The 21596-nt window shown below is 64.5% G+C and carries 22 protein-coding genes and 1 pseudogene; 18 read left to right on the forward strand and 5 right to left on the reverse strand.

The window, feature by feature from the left end; genetic code table 11:
• Positions 1-73: 73 nt before the first annotated feature.
• Positions 74-493 carry a VOC family protein gene (locus QJT82_RS26145; protein WP_028341407.1) on the reverse strand — a complete coding sequence of 140 codons (420 nt, stop codon included), beginning with the start codon at positions 491-493 and terminating at the stop codon, positions 74-76.
• Positions 494-697: 204 nt separating this feature from the next.
• Here QJT82_RS26145 and QJT82_RS26150 point away from each other — a divergent pair, with 204 nt between their 5' ends.
• The 13 genes and pseudogenes from QJT82_RS26150 (at position 698) to QJT82_RS26210 (ending at position 10293) form a co-directional block, all read left to right on the forward strand.
• Positions 698-1669 (forward strand): tripartite tricarboxylate transporter substrate binding protein, encoded by a 972-nt coding sequence (locus QJT82_RS26150; protein WP_016843619.1) that lies wholly within the window; start codon positions 698-700, stop codon positions 1667-1669.
• A gap of 192 nt (positions 1670-1861) precedes the next feature.
• Complete coding sequence (locus QJT82_RS26155; RefSeq protein WP_281446663.1) at positions 1862-2128, forward strand: DUF3551 domain-containing protein; 267 nt, start codon at positions 1862-1864, stop codon at positions 2126-2128.
• Between the two features lie 128 nt (positions 2129-2256).
• Entirely contained in the window at positions 2257-2712 is a 456-nt protein-coding gene (locus tag QJT82_RS26160; RefSeq protein ID WP_035631790.1) for a metalloregulator ArsR/SmtB family transcription factor, read from the forward strand.
• A pseudogene (locus QJT82_RS26165) lies at positions 2697-3059 on the forward strand (SRPBCC domain-containing protein); the annotation flags it as partial. The gene QJT82_RS26160 and the pseudogene QJT82_RS26165, both read left to right, overlap by 16 nt.
• Before the next feature lie 18 nt (positions 3060-3077).
• Complete coding sequence (locus tag QJT82_RS26170; RefSeq protein ID WP_028341410.1) at positions 3078-3815, forward strand: thioredoxin family protein; 738 nt, start codon at positions 3078-3080, stop codon at positions 3813-3815.
• A 113-nt stretch (positions 3816-3928) separates the two neighbouring features.
• Positions 3929-4285 (forward strand): DUF1428 domain-containing protein, encoded by a 357-nt coding sequence (locus QJT82_RS26175; protein WP_028341411.1) that lies wholly within the window; start codon positions 3929-3931, stop codon positions 4283-4285.
• A gap of 128 nt (positions 4286-4413) precedes the next feature.
• Positions 4414-5031 carry a hypothetical protein gene (locus QJT82_RS26180; protein ID WP_028341412.1) on the forward strand — a complete coding sequence of 206 codons (618 nt, stop codon included), beginning with the start codon at positions 4414-4416 and terminating at the stop codon, positions 5029-5031.
• Positions 5018-5440, forward strand: coding sequence for a transcriptional regulator (locus QJT82_RS26185; protein ID WP_028341413.1), 423 nt, complete (start codon positions 5018-5020; stop codon positions 5438-5440). The genes QJT82_RS26180 and QJT82_RS26185 overlap by 14 nt, the downstream gene beginning before the upstream one ends.
• Before the next feature lie 30 nt (positions 5441-5470).
• Positions 5471-6211: a di-trans,poly-cis-decaprenylcistransferase gene (locus QJT82_RS26190; RefSeq protein ID WP_028341414.1), complete on the forward strand. Its 741-nt coding sequence runs from the start codon at positions 5471-5473 to the stop codon at positions 6209-6211.
• A 115-nt stretch (positions 6212-6326) separates the two neighbouring features.
• Complete coding sequence (bchE, locus tag QJT82_RS26195; RefSeq protein ID WP_028341415.1) at positions 6327-7853, forward strand: magnesium-protoporphyrin IX monomethyl ester anaerobic oxidative cyclase; 1527 nt, start codon at positions 6327-6329, stop codon at positions 7851-7853.
• Positions 7854-7977: 124 nt separating this feature from the next.
• Complete coding sequence (locus tag QJT82_RS26200) at positions 7978-8388, forward strand: aminoacyl-tRNA deacylase (protein ID WP_245288745.1); 411 nt, start codon at positions 7978-7980, stop codon at positions 8386-8388.
• A gap of 54 nt (positions 8389-8442) precedes the next feature.
• Entirely contained in the window at positions 8443-8598 is a 156-nt protein-coding gene (locus tag QJT82_RS26205; protein WP_245288746.1) for a response regulator, read from the forward strand.
• Positions 8599-9069: 471 nt separating this feature from the next.
• Positions 9070-10293: a threonine ammonia-lyase gene (locus tag QJT82_RS26210; RefSeq protein ID WP_028341418.1), complete on the forward strand. Its 1224-nt coding sequence runs from the start codon at positions 9070-9072 to the stop codon at positions 10291-10293.
• Between the two features lie 139 nt (positions 10294-10432).
• Here QJT82_RS26210 and QJT82_RS26215 read toward each other — a convergent pair whose 3' ends face one another.
• The 3 genes from QJT82_RS26215 to QJT82_RS26225 all read right to left on the reverse strand — a co-directional run bounded on the left by QJT82_RS26215 (position 10433) and on the right by QJT82_RS26225 (position 12532).
• A complete protein-coding gene (locus QJT82_RS26215) occupies positions 10433-10957 on the reverse strand; it encodes a DUF1697 domain-containing protein (protein ID WP_028341419.1) in 525 nt (174 codons plus the stop codon).
• Positions 10958-10960: 3 nt separating this feature from the next.
• Complete coding sequence (locus tag QJT82_RS26220; protein ID WP_051447916.1) at positions 10961-11266, reverse strand: hypothetical protein; 306 nt, start codon at positions 11264-11266, stop codon at positions 10961-10963.
• Between the two features lie 153 nt (positions 11267-11419).
• On the reverse strand, positions 11420-12532 hold the full coding sequence (locus tag QJT82_RS26225; RefSeq protein ID WP_035631793.1) for a helix-turn-helix transcriptional regulator: 1113 nt from the start codon (positions 12530-12532) through the stop codon (positions 11420-11422).
• Between the two features lie 658 nt (positions 12533-13190).
• Between QJT82_RS26225 and QJT82_RS26230 the strand changes: the two genes are divergently transcribed.
• The 4 genes from QJT82_RS26230 (at position 13191) to greA (ending at position 19580) form a co-directional block, all read left to right on the forward strand.
• Positions 13191-14327, forward strand: a complete 1137-nt coding sequence (locus QJT82_RS26230; protein WP_028341421.1) for a hypothetical protein — start codon at positions 13191-13193, stop codon at positions 14325-14327.
• A 312-nt stretch (positions 14328-14639) separates the two neighbouring features.
• Positions 14640-15875: an efflux RND transporter periplasmic adaptor subunit gene (locus tag QJT82_RS26235; protein ID WP_245288747.1), complete on the forward strand. Its 1236-nt coding sequence runs from the start codon at positions 14640-14642 to the stop codon at positions 15873-15875.
• Positions 15872-19018: a multidrug efflux RND transporter permease subunit gene (locus QJT82_RS26240; RefSeq protein WP_028341423.1), complete on the forward strand. Its 3147-nt coding sequence runs from the start codon at positions 15872-15874 to the stop codon at positions 19016-19018. The genes QJT82_RS26235 and QJT82_RS26240 overlap by 4 nt, the downstream gene beginning before the upstream one ends.
• A gap of 79 nt (positions 19019-19097) precedes the next feature.
• Complete coding sequence (gene greA / locus QJT82_RS26245; protein ID WP_028341424.1) at positions 19098-19580, forward strand: transcription elongation factor GreA; 483 nt, start codon at positions 19098-19100, stop codon at positions 19578-19580.
• A gap of 254 nt (positions 19581-19834) precedes the next feature.
• Here the strand turns inward: greA and QJT82_RS26250 are convergent, their stop codons facing one another.
• Positions 19835-20473, reverse strand: a complete 639-nt coding sequence (locus QJT82_RS26250) for a GntR family transcriptional regulator (RefSeq protein ID WP_028341425.1) — start codon at positions 20471-20473, stop codon at positions 19835-19837.
• 124 nt (positions 20474-20597) lie between these two features.
• Between QJT82_RS26250 and bioB the strand changes: the two genes are divergently transcribed.
• Positions 20598-21593 carry a biotin synthase BioB gene (gene bioB, locus QJT82_RS26255; protein ID WP_028341426.1) on the forward strand — a complete coding sequence of 332 codons (996 nt, stop codon included), beginning with the start codon at positions 20598-20600 and terminating at the stop codon, positions 21591-21593.
• Positions 21594-21596: the final 3 nt, after the last annotated feature.

A 21596-nucleotide genomic window follows, 5' to 3' on the forward strand; every position in this document is an offset into this window, starting at 1 on the left:
CTAGTGTGCTTTATGAATGCGAAGTTCGTGAAGGTGGTTGCCGCGAAATCGCACGAACTTCGCATTCAGCACACTAGGTCGCGCCCTTCTCGTACGACGAGATCTCGATCAGGCTGCCGTCGGGGTCGCGGCAATAGACCGAGCGCAGCGTGCCGCGCGCGCCTTGCTTGGCCACCGGGCCTTCCTCGATCCTGACGCCATTGGCCTTCAGATGCGCGACCACTTCCGCGGGCGTGCTCGAGGTGAGGAAGCAGAGATCGTCGCTGCCGGCCGCCTCGTGATCGGCGGTGAACCAGTCCACCTTGTCGGCATCGCGCGGCCGCACATTGATCTTCTGGTTGCCGAACACCAGCGAGGTGCGCGGTGTCTTGCCCTTGCCGGGGTCGAACACCTTCACCTCCATGCCGAGGATCCTGCTGTACCAGGCAACCGAGCGCACGACATCGGTGACGTTGATCACGAGATGGTCGAGCCCATTCACCTTGACGGACATGATCGATCCTCTTCGGTCCAGAGTGCTTTCGAGCGATGTGGTCGCCGGTTCTGGTGCGATCAGAGCCGAAGCTTAGTCTTTCGTCGCGGTCGACGGCGCACGTGTCGCACTGGCCGCTTCAGGCATTGTTTGTTAAAACCGCGCCGCACGCAACGCAACAGAAACGGGCAGGGCGCCAAACCCTGCTGGATTGGGAGAAACTTCATGATTTCACGCCGTACCGCGCTGGGCCTGATCGGGTCGGGGATTTCGACATTCGCGATCGGCCGCGCTTCCGCTGCCGACTATCCGGCGCGGCCGGTGCGCTGGATCGTGGGTTATCCGCCGGGCGGCGCCACCGACATCATCGCGCGCCTGGTCGGGCAGCGGCTGTCGGAGAGGCTCGGGCAGCAATTCGTGATCGAGAACAAGCCGGGCGCCGGCAACAATATCGGCACCGAGGCGGCGATCAACGCCGAGCCGGACGGCTACACCGTGCTGCTGGTCAATCCGGCCAATTACATCAACGCCTCGCTCTACGCCAATCTGAAGTTCAACTTCGTGCGCGATGTCGCGCCGGTTGCTTCATTCAATCGCGTGCCGAACGTGATGACCGTCAACAAGGACGTGCCGGCCAAGACCGTCGCCGAGTTCATCGAATATGTGAAGGCCAATCCCGGCAAGGTGAACATGGCCTCTTCCGGCAATGGCACCTCGGTGCATCTCTCCGGCGAGATGTTCATGGCGATGACCGGCTGCAAGATGCAGCACGTGCCGTATCGCGGCGCCGCGCCCGCGATCACCGACATGCTCGGCGGCCAGGTGCAGGTGATCTTCGACAACATGCCCTCGATCATCCAGCACATTCGCTCCGGCGCGTTGCGCGCGCTGGCAGTGACGTCAACGGAGCGATCCTCGCAACTGCCCGATGTTCCGTCGGTCGCCGAAACTGTGAAGGGCTACGAGGCGAGCGCGCTGTTTGGCATGGGCGCGCCGAAGAACATGCCGAAGGAAGTTATCGCCAAGCTCAACACCGAGATCAACGCCGTGCTCGCCGAACCCGACATGAAGAAGCGCCTGGTCGAGCTCGGCGGCGATCCGCTGATCCAGACGCCGGAAGCCTTCGGCAACGACATCAAGGCCGAGACCGACAAGTGGAAGAAGGTGGTCGAGTTCGCCGGCCTCAAGGTCGAGTAGGCTTCGCAAGAGGTGCGATGCTGGATCGCGCGGGACTAATGTGGCCCGCGCGGTACAGCCGGTCCCTGGCCGAAGCCAAATTCGTCGGCCTTGACGCGGAATAAAATGACGTTCAGGAACCTTACAAAAGATGCCGTATCTTGCTAACTGCGGCATCCGAGGAGCCGGATCATGCGCGCATCGGGATTGGCAATGCTTGTTCTGGGAACGGTGACGCTCGCCGGCGCGGCGAGTATCACGCCCGCTTCCGCCGATCCTTATGACTACCCATGGTGTGCGCAGGGCCCGAGCCTGGGCTATCCCGGCGAATGCGCCTATCGAACCTACGAGCAATGTCTCGCGAGCGTGTCCGGCCGCTATCTCTATTGCGGCGAGAATCCGCGCTTCCTGTTCAGCGAACCGCCGCCGCCACCGCCGGGCCGCTATCAGCGCCGGCACCGGACCGTTTATCCCGACTAGCGTTGCGGCATTACCGCAAGGCGGTCTGTCGCCACCGTTCCTGACGTTCCTCCCCGCGCCGGGCCATCCTGACGCGATCGTGAAGTCGCGCGCTTGACGTCGCGCCGTTTGCGCCTATACTAAACCACATGGTTAAGTATCAGGACGAAACGCTGGACCGCACCTTTGCCGCGCTATCCGATCCCACCCGCCGCGCGCTGCTGGCGCGGCTCGGCGAGCAGGACAGCCTGTCGGTGAGCGAGCTGGCGCAGCCGTTCGCGATGTCGTTACCCGCGATCATGAAGCATCTCGACGTGCTCACCGATGCGGGTCTCGTCGCGCGCGAAAAGACCGGCCGCACGGTGGCGTGCCGGCTCACCGCGCGGCCGATGGAGCAGGCGATGAACTGGCTCAATCGCTATGCGCAATTCTGGTCCGACAACCTCGACCGCCTTGCCGCTTTTGTGGAGGAAGATCCATGGCAAACAAATCCGCAGTCGCCGCCGACGCCGGCCTCGCCGCGCGCCCAAGCCTCACCCTCACGCGGCGGCTCCGCGCGCGGCCGGAAAAAGTCTACGCCGCGTGGACCGAACCGGAAAATCTAGCGCAGTGGTTCGGACCGGGTGGAGTCAAGCCGGCCACGACACGCGCGGAGCTCGATGTCCGCGTCGGTGGACGCTATCGCATCGGATTCATCGGCACGAACGGCGAGTATCACGAGGTCGGCGGCGTCTATCGTGAGGTGGTGCCGAACGAGAAGCTGGTGTTCAGCTGGGCCTGGCATTCGACGCCCGAACGCGAATCCGAGGTGACGATATCGATCAAGCCCGATGCCGGCGGTACGCTGCTCACCTTCCATCACGCGCAGTTCGTCGATGAGACCGCCCGCGACAACCACCAGCGCGGCTGGACCGCATTCCTCGGCAATCTGGAAAGCTTTGTCGACGCCTGATCTGCAAAGGAGCATCCCATGCAACAGCACAAGATCGTCTCGCGCGAGGAATGGATCGCAGCCCGCAAGGCGCTGATGATCGGCGAGAAGGAACTGACCCAGGCCCGCGAAGCGCTCAGCCGGCAGCGCCGCGAATTGCCCTGGGTGAAGGTCGACAAGGACTATGTGTTCGACGGGCCGGGCGGCAAAATGACGCTCGGCGATCTCTTCAGGGGCAGGCCGCAACTCGTGGTGCAGCATGTGATGTTCGCGCCGGAGTGGGACGCAGCGTGCAAGAGCTGCTCGTTCTGGGTCGACGGCTTCGAGCGCATGGTTCCGCATCTGGCCGCGCGCGACACCACGATGATCGCGATCTCGCGGGCGCCGCTCGCCAAGCTCGACGCATTCAAGGCACGGATGGGCTGGACCTTCGACTGGGTTTCCTCGGGAGAGAGCGACTTCAACTACGATTACGGCGTCTCGTTCACGCAAGCGCAGATCGATGCGGGGACCGCGAAGTACAATTATGGAACGACCCCGCTCTACGGTCCCGAACTGCCCGGCATCAGCGTGTTCTGTCGCGACGAGCAGGGAAGCGTGTTCCACACCTACTCTACCTTCGCGCGCGGCCTCGACATGATGAATGCCGCCTATCACTATCTCGACCTGACGCCGCTCGGCCGCCACGAGGAAGGATTGCCCTATCCGATGGATTGGGTGCGGCTACGTGACCAGTACCAACCGGCGCCGGTTCAGGCATCCTGCTGTCACTCCTGATCGTCATTGCGAGCGCAGCGAAGCAATCCATCGCGCCGCAAGTGTCGAGATGGATTGCTTCATAGCTTCGCTCCTCGCAATGACGGGGAACCAAACAGCAGGAAGTCATCCGCATGCCTTACGTCGATGGATTCATCGTCGCCGTGCCGAAGAAGAAACTCAAAGCCTATGCGCAGCTCTCGAAGAAGGCCGGCAAGGTCTGGCGCGAGTATGGCGCGCTGGATTATCGCGAATGGGTTGCCGACGACGTCAAGCCGGGCAAGCTGACCTCATTTCCGCAGAGCGTGAAACTGAAGGCCGGCGAAACCGTCGTGTTCGCCTGGATCACCTACAAGTCGCGCGCCCAGCGCGACAGGATCAACGCCAAGGTGATGGCCGATCCGCGCCTGGCGTCTATGGGCACGGGCGATGTGCCGTTCGACGCCAAGCGGATGATCTATGGCGGCTTTGCCAGCCTCGTGAAGGTCTGACGCGGCGCGGTTTCGCCGCAATCCGCACAGTAACCGGCTGTTAAACATCACGCTCGGCAAGCGACGCGATGCCGCTTGCGTTTACTTGGTGATCCCGTATACTTTGCAATACAAAGTTCGGGCGAATCATGCGTGACCTCGACAAGGCGTTGGCCGATATCCTCGCGATCCGCAGCCAGATTGCGGCCGGAACGGCGTTTCGCGGCTACGGTCCGGCGACCGTCGCCGCCACCAGCGGCATCGCGCTCATCACGGCGCTCGCGCAATATCTTTGGCTCGCCGATCCCACCGCTCATCCGATCGCATTCCTCGCAGGCTGGGCGGCGGCCGCGTTGGTCTCCGCCGTGCTGATCTGGATCGAGATGCAGGCGCGCTCGCGCCGGCATCATTCCGGCCTTGCGGACGCGATGGTCCAGCAGGCGATCGAGCAGTTCGTCCCGGCTGTGATCGCCGGCGTGCTGCTCGCTGTCCTGCAATGGAAGTTCGCGCCCGAGACGCTGTGGATGCTGCCCGGTCTGTGGCAGGTGCTGGTCAGCCTCGGCGTATTCGCCTCGGTCCGCCTGCTGCCGCGCACGATCGCGCTCGGCGGCGCCTGGTATTTCCTGTCGGGCTTCACGGTGCTGCTGATCGCAAGCCAGAGCCACGCGCTGTCGCCCTGGACCATGGGACTGCCATTCGCGATCGGCCAGTTGCTGCTCGCAGCGCTGCTTTATTTCGCTTCCGGAGGCCACGATGCCGAAGACTGACCTGACCACCGCGCCGTTCGCCTATGATGGCCTCGACCGCGTCATCCACGAGAAGGCGCGGCTCGGCCTGCTGACCTCGCTGATGGCGCATCCGAAGGGGCTCGCCTTTGCCGATCTCAAGCAGTTCTGCGGCCTGACCGACGGCAACCTCAGCCGGCACCTGCAGGTGCTGCAGGAGGCCGGTCTCGTCGACGTCATCAAGGGCTATGAAGGCAATCGTCCGCACACCACCTGCCGCCTGACCAAGAGCGGTCGCCGCCGCTTCCTCGACTATCTCGCCGTGCTCGAGCAGCTGGTGCGTGACGCGGCCAAGGCCGCCGGCACGGCCGAGAGGGCTGCCGGCACGGCAGAAAAGGCCGCCGGCAAGGACGACCGCGCAGCTAGCCGCCTCGGTATCCAGCCGGTTTGAATCATCCCATTTTTGTCCGGAGACTTTGTGATGCAAAGTAACGTCGCGCTCAAGCCGGAAGCCGCCATCAGGCTCCATGTCGGCATCATCATGGATGGCAATGGCCGCTGGGCGACGCGGCGTGGCCTGTCGCGCCTGCGCGGACACGAGGCCGGCGTCGAGGCGATCCGCCGCATCGTCGAGGCCGCGCCGGACCAGGGCGTCGGCACGCTGACGCTCTACGCCTTCTCGAGCGACAATTGGCGCCGTCCGAAGGCCGAGGTCGCGGCGCTGATGGGGCTGCTGCGGTTCTATCTCGCCAACGAGATCGCCGCGCTCGTGCGCAACGGCGTTCGCCTCACCGTGATCGGCCGCCGCGACCGGCTGCCCGACGGCATCGCCGCCGCGATCACGCGCGCGGAGGCCGAGACCGCCCGCGGCACCACGCTGCATCTGCGCATCGCGATCGATTATTCGGCGCGCGACGCCATCCTGAACGCCGCCGCACGCGCGGCCGGCGCCGGCGAGCTGAGCCGCGAAACTTTCGCCGATCTCATCACCGGCGAGGCGGGCCTGCGCGACGTCGACCTGATCATCCGCACCTCGGGCGAGAAGCGGCTGTCGGACTTCCTGCTTTGGGAGGGCGCTTATGCCGAGCTGCATTTCACCGAGCGGATGTGGCCCGAATTCGATGCCGACGATCTCGCCGACGCACTCGGCTCCTTCCATCGCCGCGAGCGCCGCTTCGGCGGACTGACCGCGATTGCGCCGGCGGAGGTGCCGAACCTCTAGCGCGTCAAGCCGCGCCAACTGCTCTCTTCCTAAAGCCCGGCCGGGGGGTTGGGCTCTTTCTCTCACAAGATGCGGGGACGAACGATCACGCCAACCAAAGCGGGAGCGATCATCCATGCGCATTCTTCTCATCAACGTGCCACATCCGGCGATCGGCAGCCGGATCCCCGACGACCATCTGCCGCCACTTGGCCTGTTGTCGATCGGCGGCCCCCTGATCGATGACGGCCACGACGTCGGTCTTATCGATGCCGAGTTCGGGCCGATGCCGATCCAAGCCATCGTGGCGGAGGCATCGAGATTTGCACCGGATGCGGTGCTGTTCGGCCATTCCGGCTCGACGTCGGGCCATCCTGTTATCACCGAGGTGGCGCAGGCGATCGTCAAGGCCGTGCCCGGTGTGCGGATCGTCTATGGCGGCGTGTTTCCGACCTATCACTGGCGCGACATCCTGCGCGAGGAGCGCCATGTCACCGCGATCGTGCGCGGCGAGGGCGAAGAAACCGCGCGGCGTTTGATGCGGGCGCTGGAGGCCGGCGAGGATCTCCGCATCATCAACGGCATCGCATTCCGCGACGATTATGGGCCGAGCGTGACGCCGCCTGCGCCTGTTATCCGTGATCTCGATGCCTATCGCATCGGCTGGGAACTGATCGATCACGCGCGCTACAGCTATTGGGGCGGCCTGCGCGCCGTCGTCGTGCAATTCTCGCGCGGCTGTCCGCATCTCTGCAATTACTGCGGCCAGCGCGGCTTTTGGACGCGATGGCGGCACCGCGATCCCGTGCGGTTTGCGAAGGAGCTGGCGCGGCTCCATCGCGAGCACGGCGTCAAAGTGATCAATTTCGCCGACGAGAACCCGACCGTCTCGAAGAAAGCATGGCGGACTTTTCTGGAGACCTTGATCGCGGAGGATGTCGATCTGATCCTGGTCGGCTCGACCCGCGCCGACGACATCGTGCGCGATGCCGACATCCTGCATCTCTACAAGAAAGCGGGGTGGCAGCGCTTTCTGCTCGGCATGGAGAACACCGACGAGAAGACGCTGGAGCTGATCCGCAAGGGCGCGACCACCACGATCGATCGCGAGGCCATCCGTTTGATGCGCCGGCACGGTATCCTGTCGATGGCGACCTGGGTGGTCGGCTTCGAGGAGGAGACCGATCGCGATCACTGGCGCGGCCTCAGGCAGCTGTTGTCCTATGATCCCGACCAGATCCAGATGCTGTACGTCACGCCGCATCGCTGGACGCCGTATTTCCGTCTCGCGGCGGAGCGGCGAGTCATCCAGACCGATCGGAGGCTCTGGGACTACAAGCACCAGGTGCTGGCGACCCGGCACATGCCGCCATGGCGCGTGCTGCTCTGGTTCAAGTTCACCGAGATGGTGCTGCAATGCCGCCCGAAGGCGCTGCTCCGCGTGCTGCTTCACCGCGACGCCGGACTTCGTCACGCGATGCGCTGGTACACGCAAATGGGCCGCCGGGTCTGGCCGCACGAAATTCTCGGCTTCCTGCGCGACAAAAGACTGAAGCACGGGCCGACGGTGCAGGAATTTTGGGGCGCGCCGCAGGATATGGAGGAGGAATCGATGTCGTCGCACCGGCCCGAGCGCCGCGTCGGCACATCACACGCAGCGTAAGTCGATACCGTCTTGTCGGGTTCTGGATAACTGGCGCTGATGACTGGACGCCTGAGTCATCAGCGCGATAATTTCCAGGTCGGCTGCGCAGAACAAAAAGAACCGTGGCGGTCGAGGCGTCGAGTTGAGCATACAGGTTGCGATCTTAAAAATATTGGCCAGTCATTTCGGCGGCAGAGCCACCCTCAATTCACTCAAGCACGACCTCGCAATCCTCTCATCGAGCGGCGACGATTGGCATGCGCGGATCAAACGTCTGGCGTCGCGGGTCCCCGAACTCGACATCTTTAGCCATGGCTATGTGCTCCGTGACGTCGAAGGCTGGGAGATCACATCGGCCGGTCGCGAGTTCCTGCGTGCACTGGAAGCGGTCACGCAAGACAATCTGCCGTCCGCGCCATCGGCCGATACCGTAATCCGCGCCGAGGGCAGGCTGATCGTGGTCGGTCACCGCTTCAAGAATCGGGTGCGGGCACCGAGTGATCCCGAACAGAGCACATTGGCGCGCCGCCGGCCGATCCGCGAGCCGCATTGAACCTCACTGCGCTGCCCGCGACCTACCTTCGGGACGTGGCTCCGGAGGTCGCAAATGACTGCTTTGGCTCAATCGATCGCACGCGCGTTTCCGGCCAATTCGCTTCGGAGCAGCATCGCCCGGCATGTCCTGCTGCTTGCCTCCGCGGTCCTGTTCGTCGCGGCGCTCAGGGCAAGCTACGGCCTCGATCTCAGCGCCGGCTTCTTCTGAAGCACGATCCGGAAAAGTGCGAAGCGGTTTTCCGAAGAGATCTTGCTCAAAAAAGACCGCGCGACAAATTCTCCCGCGGCAGGTCATACTGGGTTAACCGGACCGAGGTAGCTAGGCGCACGCTTTCCTTGCATCTCGAACCCAGGCCGGTTTTCCATGGATAAGCCGATGCGCTGCCAGTGCGGCAGGACGCGAACCATTGTGCTCGACAAGCATTTCCGCACTGCGCTGATATGCCCAAAATGCGATGAGGTTCAGCTGGCCAGCCCGGCGAGGCCAGAAGAACGGGTGTTGACCGCACGCTGAAGCGCGATGAGATCGGGTTGAATCATCATCGCGTCTAGCTCGTTGTTTAAGCATGATCTTTCCGGAAAGCCGCTTCGCACTGTTCCGGATCATGCTCTGCGCGGTCGTTTTCGGCGCCGAAACCCGCTAGGTTCCGTCTGACGAAACGGACCAAAGCGAAACCCGATGCCGCAGCCTGCCTATACCGCCGCCATCACCCTTGCCGACATACGCCGTGCCGCGGATGTGATCCGGGATGCGGTCATGGTCACGGCCTGCAATGAGAGCCGCACGCTGGGCGAGATCTGCGGCTGCCGCCTGTTCCTCAAATTCGAAAACCTGCAATTCACGGCGACCTTCAAGGAGCGCGGCGCGCTGAATCGCCTGCAGGCGCTGTCGCCCGAGGAACGCAAGCGCGGCGTGATCGCGATGTCGGCCGGCAATCACGCCCAGGGCGTGGCCTATCACGCCAAGCGGCTCGGCCTCCCCGCCACCATCGTGATGCCGATCGGCACGCCAATGGTGAAGATCGAGAACACCAGGCGGCACGGCGCCGAGGTCATCATCACCGGGCAGACGCTGGAAGAATGCTTCGCGTTCGTCGGCTCGCATGCCGCGCAGAAGGGCCTGATCCTGATCCATCCCTATGACGATCCGCTGATCATCGCCGGTCAGGGCACGATCGGACTTGAAATGCTCGCGGCGGTGCCGGAGCTCGATATCCTGGTGGTGCCGATCGGCGGCGGCGGGCTGATCTCGGGCATCGCCACCGCCGCGAAGGCGCTGAAGCCGTCGATCCAGGTCGTCGGCGTGCAGGCCCAGCTCTATCCGTCAATGTACAATACGGTCAAAGGCGAGCAGCTGCCGATGCGCGGCGACACGCTCGCCGAGGGCATTGCGGTCAAGGCGCCCGGGCAGATCACCACGAAAATCGTCCGCCAGCTCGTCGACGACATCATCCTGGTCAGCGAGGACCAGATCGAGCGCGCGGTCGCGACCCTGATCTCGATCGAGAAGACGGTGGTCGAGGGTGCCGGCGCCGCCGGCCTCGCCGCCGTGCTCGCGGCACCGGCGCGCTTTGCCGGCCGCAATGTCGGCCTGGTGCTGACAGGCGGCAATATCGACACCAGGCTGATCGCCTCGGTCCTGACCCGCGAGCTCGCCCGCGAGGGACGGCTGACGCAGCTGGCGCTCGACATCGTCGACCGGCCCGGACAGCTCGCGGCGGTGTCGATCCTGCTTGCCGATGCCGGCGCCAATATCATCGAGGTCTCGCATCAGCGCACCTTCTCCGATCTTCCGGCGAAGGCGACGCTGCTCGAACTCGTGATCGAAACCCGCGACCGCGCGCATCTGGAGGAGGTGCTGGCAAGGCTCGGCGCCGCCGGATTTGCGGTGCGGGAGAGTTAGCTGTCAGACTGCTTGACCGTCATCCTGAGGTACGAGCGGAGCGAGCCTCGAAGGATGAATCGGCCACCAGCCGGGCCGTCGATCCTTCGAGACGCGCGCAAGTGCGCGCTCCTCAGGATGACGGATTTCAATGGGCGAACTAACCTTCGTCATCACCCGCCGCCAGCTCGGCGAGCTTCGCGATGGTGTTGATGTTGCGCGCGGTGCCCTTGGCGGCGGCGGCGGGGATCTTCAGCTTCGAGCGGCCCATGCCGCTGCCATAGGCGACATAGATCTCGCGCTTGCCGAGCCGCACCTCTTCGTCCTGCCGGCCCTTGATGTCCTTCAAGGCGTCCTTCGGCGGTGGCTCGTCGAGGAAGATCGCGACAGTATAGTTCGGCGGCGCTTTCGGAAACGGATTGGCCTTCAGCACCGCGGCGATCTCGTCCGCGCTGCGGACGACGACGCCGACCGGCTTGCCGGCATAGGCCTGCAGCCGCCGCTCCAGCGCGGCCTTGACCTTGGCCGCGCCGAGCTTCGAGGAGAACACGACATTGCCGCTGGCGATGTAGGTCTGCGCGTCGGCAAATCCTTCGTCGACGCACATCGCCTTCAACTCGGTCATCGGCAGCTTGCCGGTGCCGCCGACATTGACCGCTCGCAGCAGGGCGACGTAACGCGGCATCGACTAGCCGTCGGCTTTCTTCTTCGCGGGCTTCGTGGCCGGCGGCGGCTCTTCCATCGCCTTCTTCATGGCGCGGGCATAGGCGTCGGCGGCGTTCTCGGCCGAATTCTGCAACCGCTTGGCAGTCGCGGTTGCGTTCAGCATCGTGCTCTTGGCCAGGAAGCGGAAGCGCGCCTTGGCCTCCTTGTCCTTGGCCTTGGCCGCGCGCGCGACCCAGACGGCCTGACGTTTCTTGGCAGCCGCCATCACGGCCTTGGTCTGCGCTCTTGCGGTTTGCCGGATGACGGCGTCGAGGTCGGCTTCGGCCATTCAGATGCACTCATTGACTGGACATGCGCCGGAGCGGGCGCGGAGGGAGGGGAGCTACCCCTAGCGTAACCGGTGCGGTTTGAACATGCGATCGTTTTGCGAATTCCCGGAGGATCGCATCGACCTCTGTACCGAGGCCGTGCGCCGCGTGCGCTAGTCTCCTGACGAACCCGGCGGCACCTTCGCGCCGGCCAGCAGTCCGGCCAGCTCCACCTGCCGGCCGAGTCCGGTCTTGGCCAGCACCGCCTTGAGCTGGTTGCGCACCGTTTCGCGGGAGATGCCGAATGCGCCGGCGATTGCCTCGACGGTGCGTCCTTCGCCAATGCCGCGCGCAACGCGCGCCTCCGCCGGCGTCAGGTCGAACAGGCCCTGCAGCACTTCCGCGGTCGGCACCTCGGCCGGCACCACCGGCGTCACGATCACGATCGCCGCCGCGCGGTCGAACAGGTCACGCGCCGCGCCGTGGATCGGGATCAGATGCACGATCAGCGGCGGCCGATCCTCCTGCGCCGCGATCGGCACCGAGCGCACCTCCACGCCGATCAGTCCCTGATCAAGCGCGGCCAGCGCCTGGGCGAACAGCGTGTCGGCAGTGGTCGCCGCCAGCGTCAGGCGCTCGGCGCGATCCTGCATCACGTCGGGCACCAGGCGGTCGAACAGCGTGTTGGCCGCCATCAGGCGGCCGCCGCGCCGCAGTACTGCCGCGGGCAGGCCGAGCATCGCCAGCGATTCGGTTGCCGCCCTGGCGCGCTCCATCCCGAGCCGCGCCGACAGCAGCGCGGCGCGCGCCAGATGCGGCCGCAGCGCGTCGAGCTGCTCGATTGCTTCCCGCTCGATCGGTCCGTGCTGGTATTCGCGCTCGACGCTGTAGATCAGCACGTCGCCGCTCGGCACCGGGATCGCCGTACCGGCGCCCCATCCGAGCCCGCGCGGGCGGAAGAATTCGCGGATCTGGAAGTCCTGCTGCACCTCCTCGGGCGTATCGAACACGTCGATGTCGCGCAGGAAGCCGGCATGGTTGGCCGCGAGCAGGCGCGGCAATCGCCCGTTGCGCTCGTGCCAGCCGCCTTCGACATAGGCCACCGTGTCGTCGTGCATGTCGGGGGACGCGACCCAGCGGACGTCGTGTGGGGCCGCTGTCAGCAGCACGATACCGCGCGCACGCGCGATCGCACCGACCTGATGCAGGACATTCGGCCACAATTCGGGGACGACCGCGGCCTCATAGGCCAGTTCAATCAGATGCTCGTGCAGGTCGTTCGCCATCGGTCATCCCAAAAACCGTTGTTGCCCAATAGATAAACCCATCGACCCCGGAAATATTGCGTAGAGTAATTCGGCCCAACCCACGAGTCCGGGTTATTCCGGTGCGCGTTCGCGCGCATCAGGGGGAATTACGACGTTTTCGCCGCTCTTCTTCGCGATTTTCGGGCGGGCGCGTGGGGCCTCGCTCGGTCGGCTGCGACCCGGCGCGCGGCCGCCGGCGCCCGGACGACGAATTCGAAGGCCGATGCCAGGTCGGCGGGTCAAGCCCAAGGCTTGATAGAGGCTTGATGAAGACTCGATAATCAAGGCCTGACGATCATCGCCGTGTGTGGCGAAATCGAAGCTGCGTGACAGGCAGAAATATTCCGAAGCATCCCGAAACCTGATTGGCGTGGATCGACGCTGCGCCAGGCCTGCCGGCGTCACACATTTGCAACGCTGCACGCGATCGTTCGAGCATGAACATCCTTTAATTTGTGTCCGCGCGATCCGTAGCGCCAGCTACGGCATGATCCGGAAAAGTGCGAAGCCGTTCTCCGAAAAAGATCATGCCTAGGGAGCGGCCTCAAGCGCGATGACGATTCAAACCTGGCCTCATCGCGCTTTGGGCAACCACCTCTGACATTCATGCGAGCCATCGTCGGCTCGGGGAGAGCCGATGATCAGCCGCAGGGCGCTTTCCGGATTGTTGATGACGCTGGTCGGCCCCTCGTCGCGGGCCGGCAACGACGGGCTGGCGCTGGGCCATTGCCAGGGATCATGCGCGAATGTCGACTTGCCAACCCTCGGCTACGATCAGTTCTGCCGGTCGCTGTTCGATATTGCGGCAAGCGGCAGGCTGCATGCGGTCGCAACCGGTTCGGAGATTCGCGGAGAGATGCGATCTCTGTTCCGGGCGCGGCGGCTCTATCGGCCGTCGCACGACGAGATCCGGGTTCTCTGGCGTGCGCCCGCGGATGGATTCTCGGTCGTGAAGATCGAGTTCGATCTGGAATGCGGCGTGCCGGTGCGCGGATGTCTTGGAATTCCCGACGGAGAATTCAAGGGATTGATCCTGCTCGGCCACGGCATGGCGAGCACGCCGGAGCGCTGCTTCGACGATGCCGACAAGGACTACATGAACGCGCTCGGCAAACGGCTATGTCGCGACGGCTATGTCGTCTGGTGTCCTTACATCGTCCAGATCGGAAATCAGGAGAGCCAGAACAACATCGCCGCAATGCTGGCATCCCACGGTGTCTCCGCCCACAACGTGTCATGCGCATCGCTCGACGCCGGCGAAATCGTCTGCCGGAAGCTCACCGGCGCGTCGGGTTTGAACGTCGGCGTATACGGGGTGTCCTGGGGCGCTTTTCTCGCGCTCCATCTGGAAGCCGCGACGGGGCGGATGCGGCCGACCGTCGTCTCCGGATATATGCGCGACGAGAAGAGGTTTCTGACGTCGCCCGTCATCAGCAAGAATCTCGGCGTCGAACTTGCGGCTTACATTCATTTCAGCAACGGCCGCGCCAAGTACACCGGCGCGGAACTGGCGTACCTGCTCTGCCCGTGCCCGCTGTTCGTCGAGATCGGGAGCCGTGACGGTGCAAACGCCATGGAACTTGGGCGCGATGAAAAGTTTTCGCAAATGCAGTCGATCTACGCATCGTCAGGCCATCCACATTTGATCGACATGGACGTCTTCGATGGCGCGCACGAGGTCAGCGGCAAGCGCGCGCGGCCATGGCTATCCGAACATCTGGCGTCGCCTGCCTATCAAGACACCGCTCGCTTGAAGAACGCCATCGCGCTGTGAGCGGCAGCCTGACCGCGACCGTACCGAGGGTGCGCTCGCGTGGATCACATTGACGGGAGCTTTCGGCGCCGGCGGCATGCACTGAGCCGGCCCGTGCGGCCGCAATGGCTGTGTCATGGTGGCATTGCAGCGCTCTTGAAAGCTGGCTGTCGTCGGGATCGGCGCAACGATCGCGGTCGAGTTGCAGGATTGTCGGATTGGCCGCGTTATGATCTGCTGCAACGCACCTGCCCATCCTGACCTTCGGGTCTGAGGGAACTCGACGTCATATCCGTCTCGTAGCGTCTGTTGGTAGCCGAAGGGTTGGACTGCATGAGTGATACGGAACGCATGCGCGGTCGTTTGGCAGGGCTTCTCGTATCGGCGGGATTGGTAGCGGCGGGAGTATCAGCGGCCCATGCCCAGGCGGGGCCGCCCGGGCCTCCTGCCGTGGGCGTGTTCGAGGCGGTGAAGCGGCCGGTCACCGAAACCAGTGAATTTCTGGGACGCATCGAGGCCCCCAACCGAGTCAACGTGGTGGCGCGCGTCACGGCATTCCTGGACAAGCGGAACTTTGTCGAAGGCTCCGAGGTCAAGGCCGGTGATCTCCTGTATCAACTCGAGCGCGGCCCGTTCGAGGCTGATCTTGCATCGAAGAAGGCACAGGTCGCCCAATTGCAGGCGACGCTGGTCAACGCCAAGCTGACCACCGACCGCGCCAAGGCCCTGATGGGCGGCCCGGCCGGCCAGCAATCCAACGTTGATGCGGCGGTCGCCAACCAGCAGAGCCTCGAGGCGCAGGTGCAGGCCGCGCAGGCGCAGGTCGACCTGTCGCAGATCAATCTCGACTACACCATGATCCACTCGCCGATCGACGGCAGGATCGGACGCACCGCGGTCACCGAGGGCAACGTCGTGACGCCGAGCTCGGGAACCCTGACGACCATCGTCAGTCAGGACCCGATGTATGTCACCTTTCCCGTGCCGGTGCGCGAGGCGCTCGATCTGCGCGACCGCTATGCGACGCGCGGCGGCTTCAAGGCCGTCGTCATCCGCCTTCGGTTGACGGACGGCCGGCTCTACGAGAAGACGGGTGAGCTGAACTTCGTCAACAACACGATCGCGCAGAATACCGACACCATCTCCCTGCGTGGCGTCATCCCCAACCCGTCAACCTACACCTCCGTCGCAGCCGGCGGCTCGGTCCGCGAGCTGACCGACAATGAGTTCGTGACCGTTCTCCTCGAAGGGGTGCAGCCGGTCGAGGTGCTGGCGATCCCGCGTTCGGCGGTGCTGTCGGACCAGCAGGGTGAATATGTCTATGTCGTCGGCGCGGAGAACAAGGCCGAGCAAAGGCGGATCCAACTTGGGCAATCGACCGCAACGATTGCGGCGGTGACGAGCGGCATCTCGCTCGGCGACAAGGTGGTCGTCGAGGGATTGCAGAAGGTCAAGCCGGGCGAGGTGGTGGCGCCGGGGCCTGTTAGCGCGCTGATCCAGTCGAGCATGAAGGTTTCGGCGGACGGCGGCGCCAGCAGCACGCCGAAATCGACGGGCAATAACCCATGATTTCCGCTGTCTTCGTCGATCGTCCGCGGCTTGCGATCGTCATCGCGTTCGTGATCACGATCGCGGGCGCGCTGGCGCTGATGCAGATTCCGGTCGCCCAGTTCCCGGACATCGTGCCGCCGCAGGTCACGGTCTCCGCTGTGTTCCCCGGCGCATCGGCTGAAGTGGTGGAATCGAGCGTCGCCCAGCCGCTGGAAGCGCAGGTCGTGGGCGTCGACAAGATGCTCTACATGAAGTCGACCAGCGGCAATGACGGCAGCTACACGCTGACGGTCTCCTTCGCGCTCGGCACCGATCCCGATATCAACACCGTCAACGTCAACAACCGCGTGCAGAGCGCGCTCGCGCAATTGCCGACCGAGGTGCAGGCGCAGGGCCTGACCGTGCAGAAGAAATCTTCGGCGGTGCTGCAATTCATCGTGCTGTACAGCAAGAGCGGCGAGCAGGACCCGCTGTTCATCACCAACTACGCCATCATCAACGTGCTGGATGCGATCTCGCGCACGCCGGGCGTCGGACAGGCCTCGCTGTTCGCGAAGCTGAACTACTCGATGCGGATCTGGTTCGACACCCAGCGCCTGACCAGCCTCAATCTGGCGCCGTCGGACGTGATCGCCGCGATCCGGGCGCAAAGCGTGCAGGCGCCGGTCGGCCGCATCGGCGCGCGTCCGATCAGCAACGACCAGCAGTTCCAGTTCAATGTGCAGACGCAGGGTCGCCTGACGACATCCAAGCAGTTCGGCGACATCGTGCTGCGGGCCAATCCGGATGGATCGGTGCTGCGGATCAGGGACGTTGCTCGCGTCGAGATCGGCGCGCAGAACATGGATTCGGAGTCGCGGATCGACGGCAATCCCGGCGTGCCGATGGGCATCTATCTTGCGCCCGGTGCCAATGCCGTGACCACGGCCAAGGCGGTGCAGGCCACGCTTGCGCGGCTGTCGGAGCGGTTTCCGCCGGGGCTGACCTATCTCGTGCAGTACGACTCCACCACCTTCGTGTCCGATACGATCAAGGAAGTGATGAAGACGCTCGGCGAGGCCTTCGTGCTCGTCGTGATCGTGGTGTTCTTGTTCCTCGGCAATCTGCGCGCCACGGTGATCCCGGCGGTCGCGGTTCCGGTCAGCCTGATCGGCGCCTTCGCGGTGCTGCTGGCGCTCGGCTATTCCGCCAACACGGTGTCGCTGCTGGCGATGGTGCTTGCGATCGGCATCGTGGTCGACGACGCCATCGTCGTGGTCGAGAACGTTGAGCGCGTCATGGAGGAGGAGCCGGAGCTGTCGCCGGCCGACGCCACCAAGAAGGCGATGGCGCAGATCACCGCGCCGATCATCGCGATCTCGCTGGTGCTGCTCTCGGTGTTCGTGCCGATCGCGTTCATCCCGGGCATTTCCGGCACGCTGTTCCGCCAGTTCGCGGTGACGATCAGCGCCGCGATGGTGATCTCGGCGCTGAATGCGCTGACGTTGTCGCCGGCGCTGTGCGCCGTGTTCCTGCGCCACGGCGGACCGCGCCGCGGCATCATGGGGCGGGTGCTCGGCAGCATCGACTGGGTGCGCGACCGCTACGCCGGCGTGGTGCAACGGCTGGTTCGCGTGGCGGTGCTGTCGCTGGTCGCGGTGCTGGTGTTTGCCGGTGCGGTGTTCGGCGTGTCGAAGATCACGCCGACCGGCTTCCTGCCCGAGGAGGACCAGGGCGCCTTCTTCATCGCGGTGCAATTGCCCGACGGCGCGTCGGTGGCGCGCACCAGCGAGGTCACCAAGCAGGTCGAGGCGCTCTTGAAGAAGAATCCGGCGGTCGATCATGTGCTGTCGATCATCGGTTTCTCGCTGCTCGACGGTGCCAGCGAGCCGAATTCGGCCTTCATGGTGGCGCGCATGAAGGCGTTCGCCGATCGCAAGGCCGTCACCGACTCGGTGCAGGCCGCGATCGGGCAGACCTTCGTCGGGGGATCGCAGATACGCCAGGCCTCGGTGCTACCGTTCAACCTGCCGCCGATCATCGGGCTTTCGACCTCTGGCGGCTTCGAATATCAGCTCGAGGCGCTTGAAGGGCAGGATCCGGCTTCGCTCAGCAGCGTGATGGGCGGGCTGATCGGCGCGGCGAACCGAAATCCAAATCTGGCCCGCGTGTTCTCGACCTTCACTGCGACCAACCCGTCGGTCTATCTCGATATCGATCGCGCCAAGGCGCAGGCGCTCGGCCTCAACATGGCGGACGTCTTCACCGCGCTCCAGGCCACGCTCGGCGGCATCTACGTCAACAACTTCAACCTGTTTGGCCGCACCTGGCAGGTCAATGTGCAGGGCGACGCGGCCAACCGCCGCGACATCCCCGACATATGGCAGATCTATGTGCGCAACAGCGGCGGCGAGATGGTGCCGATCCGCTCGATCGCGTCCTTGCGGATCGTGACCGGTCCGCAGGTGATCACGCGCTACAACAATTATCGTTCGGTCACCGTGAACGGCAGCCCGGCGGCGGGCGTGTCCTCGGGCACCGCGATCGCGACGATGGCCGACCTCTCCAAATCGACGCTGCCTTCCGGCTATTCCTATGAATGGACCGGCACCGCCTATCAGGAGCAGGCCGCCTCCGGCCAGACCGGCATCATCCTCGGGCTCGCGGTGCTGTTCGCCTATCTGTTCCTGGTGGCGCTGTATGAGAGCTGGACGATCCCGATTCCCGTGCTGCTGTCGGTCACGGTCGGCGTGTTCGGTTCCTATCTTGCGATCAAGCTTGCGGGTCTGAATCTCGATCTCTACGGCCAGATCGGCCTCGTGGTGCTGATCGCGCTCGCCGCCAAGAACGGCATCCTGATCGTCGAGTTCGCCAAGGAGCAGCGCGAGGCCGGCAGGCCGATCGCGGAAGCCGCGACGATGGGCGCGCAAATGCGCTTCCGCGCGGTCATGATGACCTCGATCGCCTTCATCCTCGGCCTGGTGCCGCTGGTGGTCGCGACCGGCGCTGCGGAAATCAGCCGCCGTGCGGTCGGCACCGCGGTGTTCGGTGGCATGCTCGCCGCAAGCTCGGTCGGCATCTTCCTGGTGCCGATGCTCTTTGTCACCTTCCAGGGCTGGCGCGAGGGTGTAAAGAACCGCTTTGGCAGACGGAGCAAAGCCGAGCAGCCTGCCTCGCATTAGATTCCGCCTAATCCCTTCGCGCATTAGCGGGGCGCGTGGGGCGGGGCTATGCTGCTGGCCTCATCGATGGAGTTCCGGATTGAGCGTTGCCTTCACCAAGGAAGAAAGTGCCGAGACGGCGGCCGAAACGCTGTTGCCGGACCGTCCCATTTCGCCGCATCCCAACCTGGTGACCGAAGCCGGACGCAAGGCGCTGGAGCGTGAGCTCCAGGCGGCGCGCGAGGCCTTTGAGGCCGCGCAACAGCTGGACGACGTCAACGAACGGCGGCGGCAGTCGGCGGTTCCGCTACGCGACGTGCGCTATCTCACGGAGCGGCTCCGCACCGCGCAGGTCGTGCCTGATCCTGCTTCCACCGAAACCGTTGCCTTCGGCAGCACGGTGACGTTCAGCCGCGCCGATGGGCGGGTGCAGACCTATCGCATTGTCGGCGAGGACGAAGCCGATCCCAAGGCAGGCTCGATTTCCTTTGTCTCGCCGGTGGCGAGGTCGCTGATGGGCAAGGCCGTGGGCGACGTCGCAGGCGCCGGCGATCAGGAGTTGGAGATCGTCGCGATCGCCTAGCGCGTAATGAGATTGGATTGCGGCCGCAAAGGCGGCCTGCTCCCTATCCCGCTTGCGGGGGAGGGCCGGGGTGGGGGTTCTCTCCACGAGTCACATTGTGGAAAGAGCCCCACCCGCATCGCATTTTCAATGCGATGCGACCTCCCCCGCAAGCGGGAGAGGTGCAGGCAGTCTGCGGCATCATCGATTCAACCTGACTCCGTCGCGCTCGCGCAAATGCGACGTGAGTGGATACGGCTGCCTGCGAAGTCCGATCACGCCGCCGGCAGGGCAAGCCGCTCGATGGTTTGAATATGCCGCGCCAGCAGGCTGCAGGCCTGTTCGATGTTGCGCGCGCGCAGCGCCTGCAGGATCACGCGGTGATCCTGGCTCGGCCGCGGCCGCCAGCCGGCGTTGCGCGCCATCGCGAACACCAGTCGTGAATTCGCAAGCTGCAGGCCGTCGAGGCTGGCAAGCAGTCGCGGCATCGCGCACGGCGCCACCAGCGCATGATGAAAGGCGCGATTGGCCATCTCGAAATCCTGCACCGTCTCGGCATTGTCGCCTTCGATCATGGCGAGCTCGATCCGTGCCAGATGCGCCGATGTGAGCCTGGGAGCGGCGTTGCGCAACGCGACCACTTCGAGCGCGGCGCGCATCTCGGCGATTTCCTTCACCGACCTGGTGTCGAGCGGCGCGACCCGCACCCCGCGTCGCGGCACCGCAACAACGAGATGCTGCGCCTCCAATTGCCTGAACGCCTCGCGCACCGGGACGTGGCTCGAATGGAATTCGCGCGCGACATGGTCCTGCCGCAGCGGCGCGTCCGGCAGCAACTCGCCGCTGATGATGCGCTCGCCGATCGCCTCGGCGATGCGTCCCGCGGTGGTCGTGTTCTCACCTTCGTTCGTCATAGATTATCTATCGTAAAAACGGGTGCGCGTTCGTCCAGGCTCGGCTAGCATCGTTCTAAGTCCAAAGATCATAGATAATATATCAGATTATCTATGATCCATAGCAAACGAGAAGGCAAGCTCTATGGTTGATGTCGTGGAGATCGAACGGACCGACAGCCGCACCAGCGCAGCGCCCGGCAAGACCTGGGAGCGTGCCGAGGCTGAAGCACTTTATAACCTGCCGTTCGCGGACCTGATGTTTCAGGCGCAAGGCGTGCATCGCGCCAACTTCAATCCGAACCACGTCGAAACCGCGAGCCTGCTCAGCATCAAGACCGGCGGCTGCCCGGAAGACTGCGGCTACTGCTCGCAGAGCGCGCATTACGACACCGGCCTGAAAGCCACCCGCCTGATGCCTCGGGAGGAAGTGGTCGCGGTCGCGCAGCGCGCCAAGGACGCCGGCGCAACCCGCTTCTGCATGGCCGCGGCCTGGCGCAGCCCGAAGGACCGCGATCTCGATCAGGTCTGCGACATGGTCAGCGCGGTGAAGGGCCTCGGCATGGAAACCTGCGTCACGCTCGGCATGCTGACGCCAAACCAGGCCGAGCGTCTCTCCGACGCCGGGCTCGATTTCTACAACCACAACGTCGACACCTCGCCCGAGTTCTACGACAAGATCATCACCACCCGCACCCTGCAGGACCGCATCGATACGCTCGCGCATGTGCGCGATGCCGGCATCAAGGTCTGCTGCGGCGGCATTATCGGCATGGGTGAACAGGTCGATGATCGGCTCGGCATGCTGATGCTGCTTGCCAATCTCCCCAGCCATCCGGAGAGCGTGCCGATCAATCTGTGGAACGAGGTCAAGGGCGTGCCGGTCAACGACACCGCGGAACGGCCCGATCCGATCGCGTTGGTGCGTCTGGTCGCCACCGCGCGGATCATGATGCCGAAGAGCGTGGTGCGGCTGTCGGCCGGACGACAATACATGACCGACGAGCTGCAGGCGATGTGCTTCCTCGCCGGCGCGAATTCGATCTTCATCGGCGATGTGCTGCTGACCACCAGGAACCCGCAGCGCGATCGCGACGCCAATCTGCTGGACCGGCTCGGCATCAACTCCGCCCTCGCCTGAGCG

Origin of the sequence: Bradyrhizobium sp. Mp19, from assembly GCF_029952935.1 — a bacterium.
In the GTDB taxonomy this organism is placed as follows: Bacteria; Pseudomonadota; Alphaproteobacteria; order Rhizobiales; family Xanthobacteraceae; genus Bradyrhizobium; species Bradyrhizobium elkanii.

What these genes read in the sequence shown, in the direction of transcription:
- bchE (WP_028341415.1), top strand. Translation starts at nt 6,327, where the DNA reads ATGCGCATTCTTCTCATCAACGTGCCACATCCGGCGATCGGCAGCCGG.
- QJT82_RS26205 (WP_245288746.1), top strand. Translation starts at nt 8,443, where the DNA reads ATGACTGCTTTGGCTCAATCGATCGCACGCGCGTTTCCGGCCAATTCG.
- QJT82_RS26175 (WP_028341411.1), top strand. Translation starts at nt 3,929, where the DNA reads ATGCCTTACGTCGATGGATTCATCGTCGCCGTGCCGAAGAAGAAACTC.
- QJT82_RS26180 (WP_028341412.1), top strand. Translation starts at nt 4,414, where the DNA reads ATGCGTGACCTCGACAAGGCGTTGGCCGATATCCTCGCGATCCGCAGC.
- QJT82_RS26250 (WP_028341425.1), bottom strand. Translation starts at nt 20,473, where the DNA reads ATGACGAACGAAGGTGAGAACACGACCACCGCGGGACGCATCGCCGAG.
- QJT82_RS26230 (WP_028341421.1), top strand. Translation starts at nt 13,191, where the DNA reads ATGATCAGCCGCAGGGCGCTTTCCGGATTGTTGATGACGCTGGTCGGC.
- QJT82_RS26210 (WP_028341418.1), top strand. Translation starts at nt 9,070, where the DNA reads ATGCCGCAGCCTGCCTATACCGCCGCCATCACCCTTGCCGACATACGC.
- QJT82_RS26185 (WP_028341413.1), top strand. Translation starts at nt 5,018, where the DNA reads ATGCCGAAGACTGACCTGACCACCGCGCCGTTCGCCTATGATGGCCTC.
- QJT82_RS26155 (WP_281446663.1), top strand. Translation starts at nt 1,862, where the DNA reads ATGCTTGTTCTGGGAACGGTGACGCTCGCCGGCGCGGCGAGTATCACG.
- QJT82_RS26240 (WP_028341423.1), top strand. Translation starts at nt 15,872, where the DNA reads ATGATTTCCGCTGTCTTCGTCGATCGTCCGCGGCTTGCGATCGTCATC.
- QJT82_RS26220 (WP_051447916.1), bottom strand. Translation starts at nt 11,266, where the DNA reads ATGGCCGAAGCCGACCTCGACGCCGTCATCCGGCAAACCGCAAGAGCG.
- QJT82_RS26215 (WP_028341419.1), bottom strand. Translation starts at nt 10,957, where the DNA reads ATGCCGCGTTACGTCGCCCTGCTGCGAGCGGTCAATGTCGGCGGCACC.
- QJT82_RS26150 (WP_016843619.1), top strand. Translation starts at nt 698, where the DNA reads ATGATTTCACGCCGTACCGCGCTGGGCCTGATCGGGTCGGGGATTTCG.
- QJT82_RS26170 (WP_028341410.1), top strand. Translation starts at nt 3,078, where the DNA reads ATGCAACAGCACAAGATCGTCTCGCGCGAGGAATGGATCGCAGCCCGC.
- QJT82_RS26160 (WP_035631790.1), top strand. Translation starts at nt 2,257, where the DNA reads ATGGTTAAGTATCAGGACGAAACGCTGGACCGCACCTTTGCCGCGCTA.
- QJT82_RS26145 (WP_028341407.1), bottom strand. Translation starts at nt 493, where the DNA reads ATGTCCGTCAAGGTGAATGGGCTCGACCATCTCGTGATCAACGTCACC.
- QJT82_RS26235 (WP_245288747.1), top strand. Translation starts at nt 14,640, where the DNA reads ATGAGTGATACGGAACGCATGCGCGGTCGTTTGGCAGGGCTTCTCGTA.
- QJT82_RS26225 (WP_035631793.1), bottom strand. Translation starts at nt 12,532, where the DNA reads ATGGCGAACGACCTGCACGAGCATCTGATTGAACTGGCCTATGAGGCC.
- bioB (WP_028341426.1), top strand. Translation starts at nt 20,598, where the DNA reads ATGGTTGATGTCGTGGAGATCGAACGGACCGACAGCCGCACCAGCGCA.
- QJT82_RS26190 (WP_028341414.1), top strand. Translation starts at nt 5,471, where the DNA reads ATGCAAAGTAACGTCGCGCTCAAGCCGGAAGCCGCCATCAGGCTCCAT.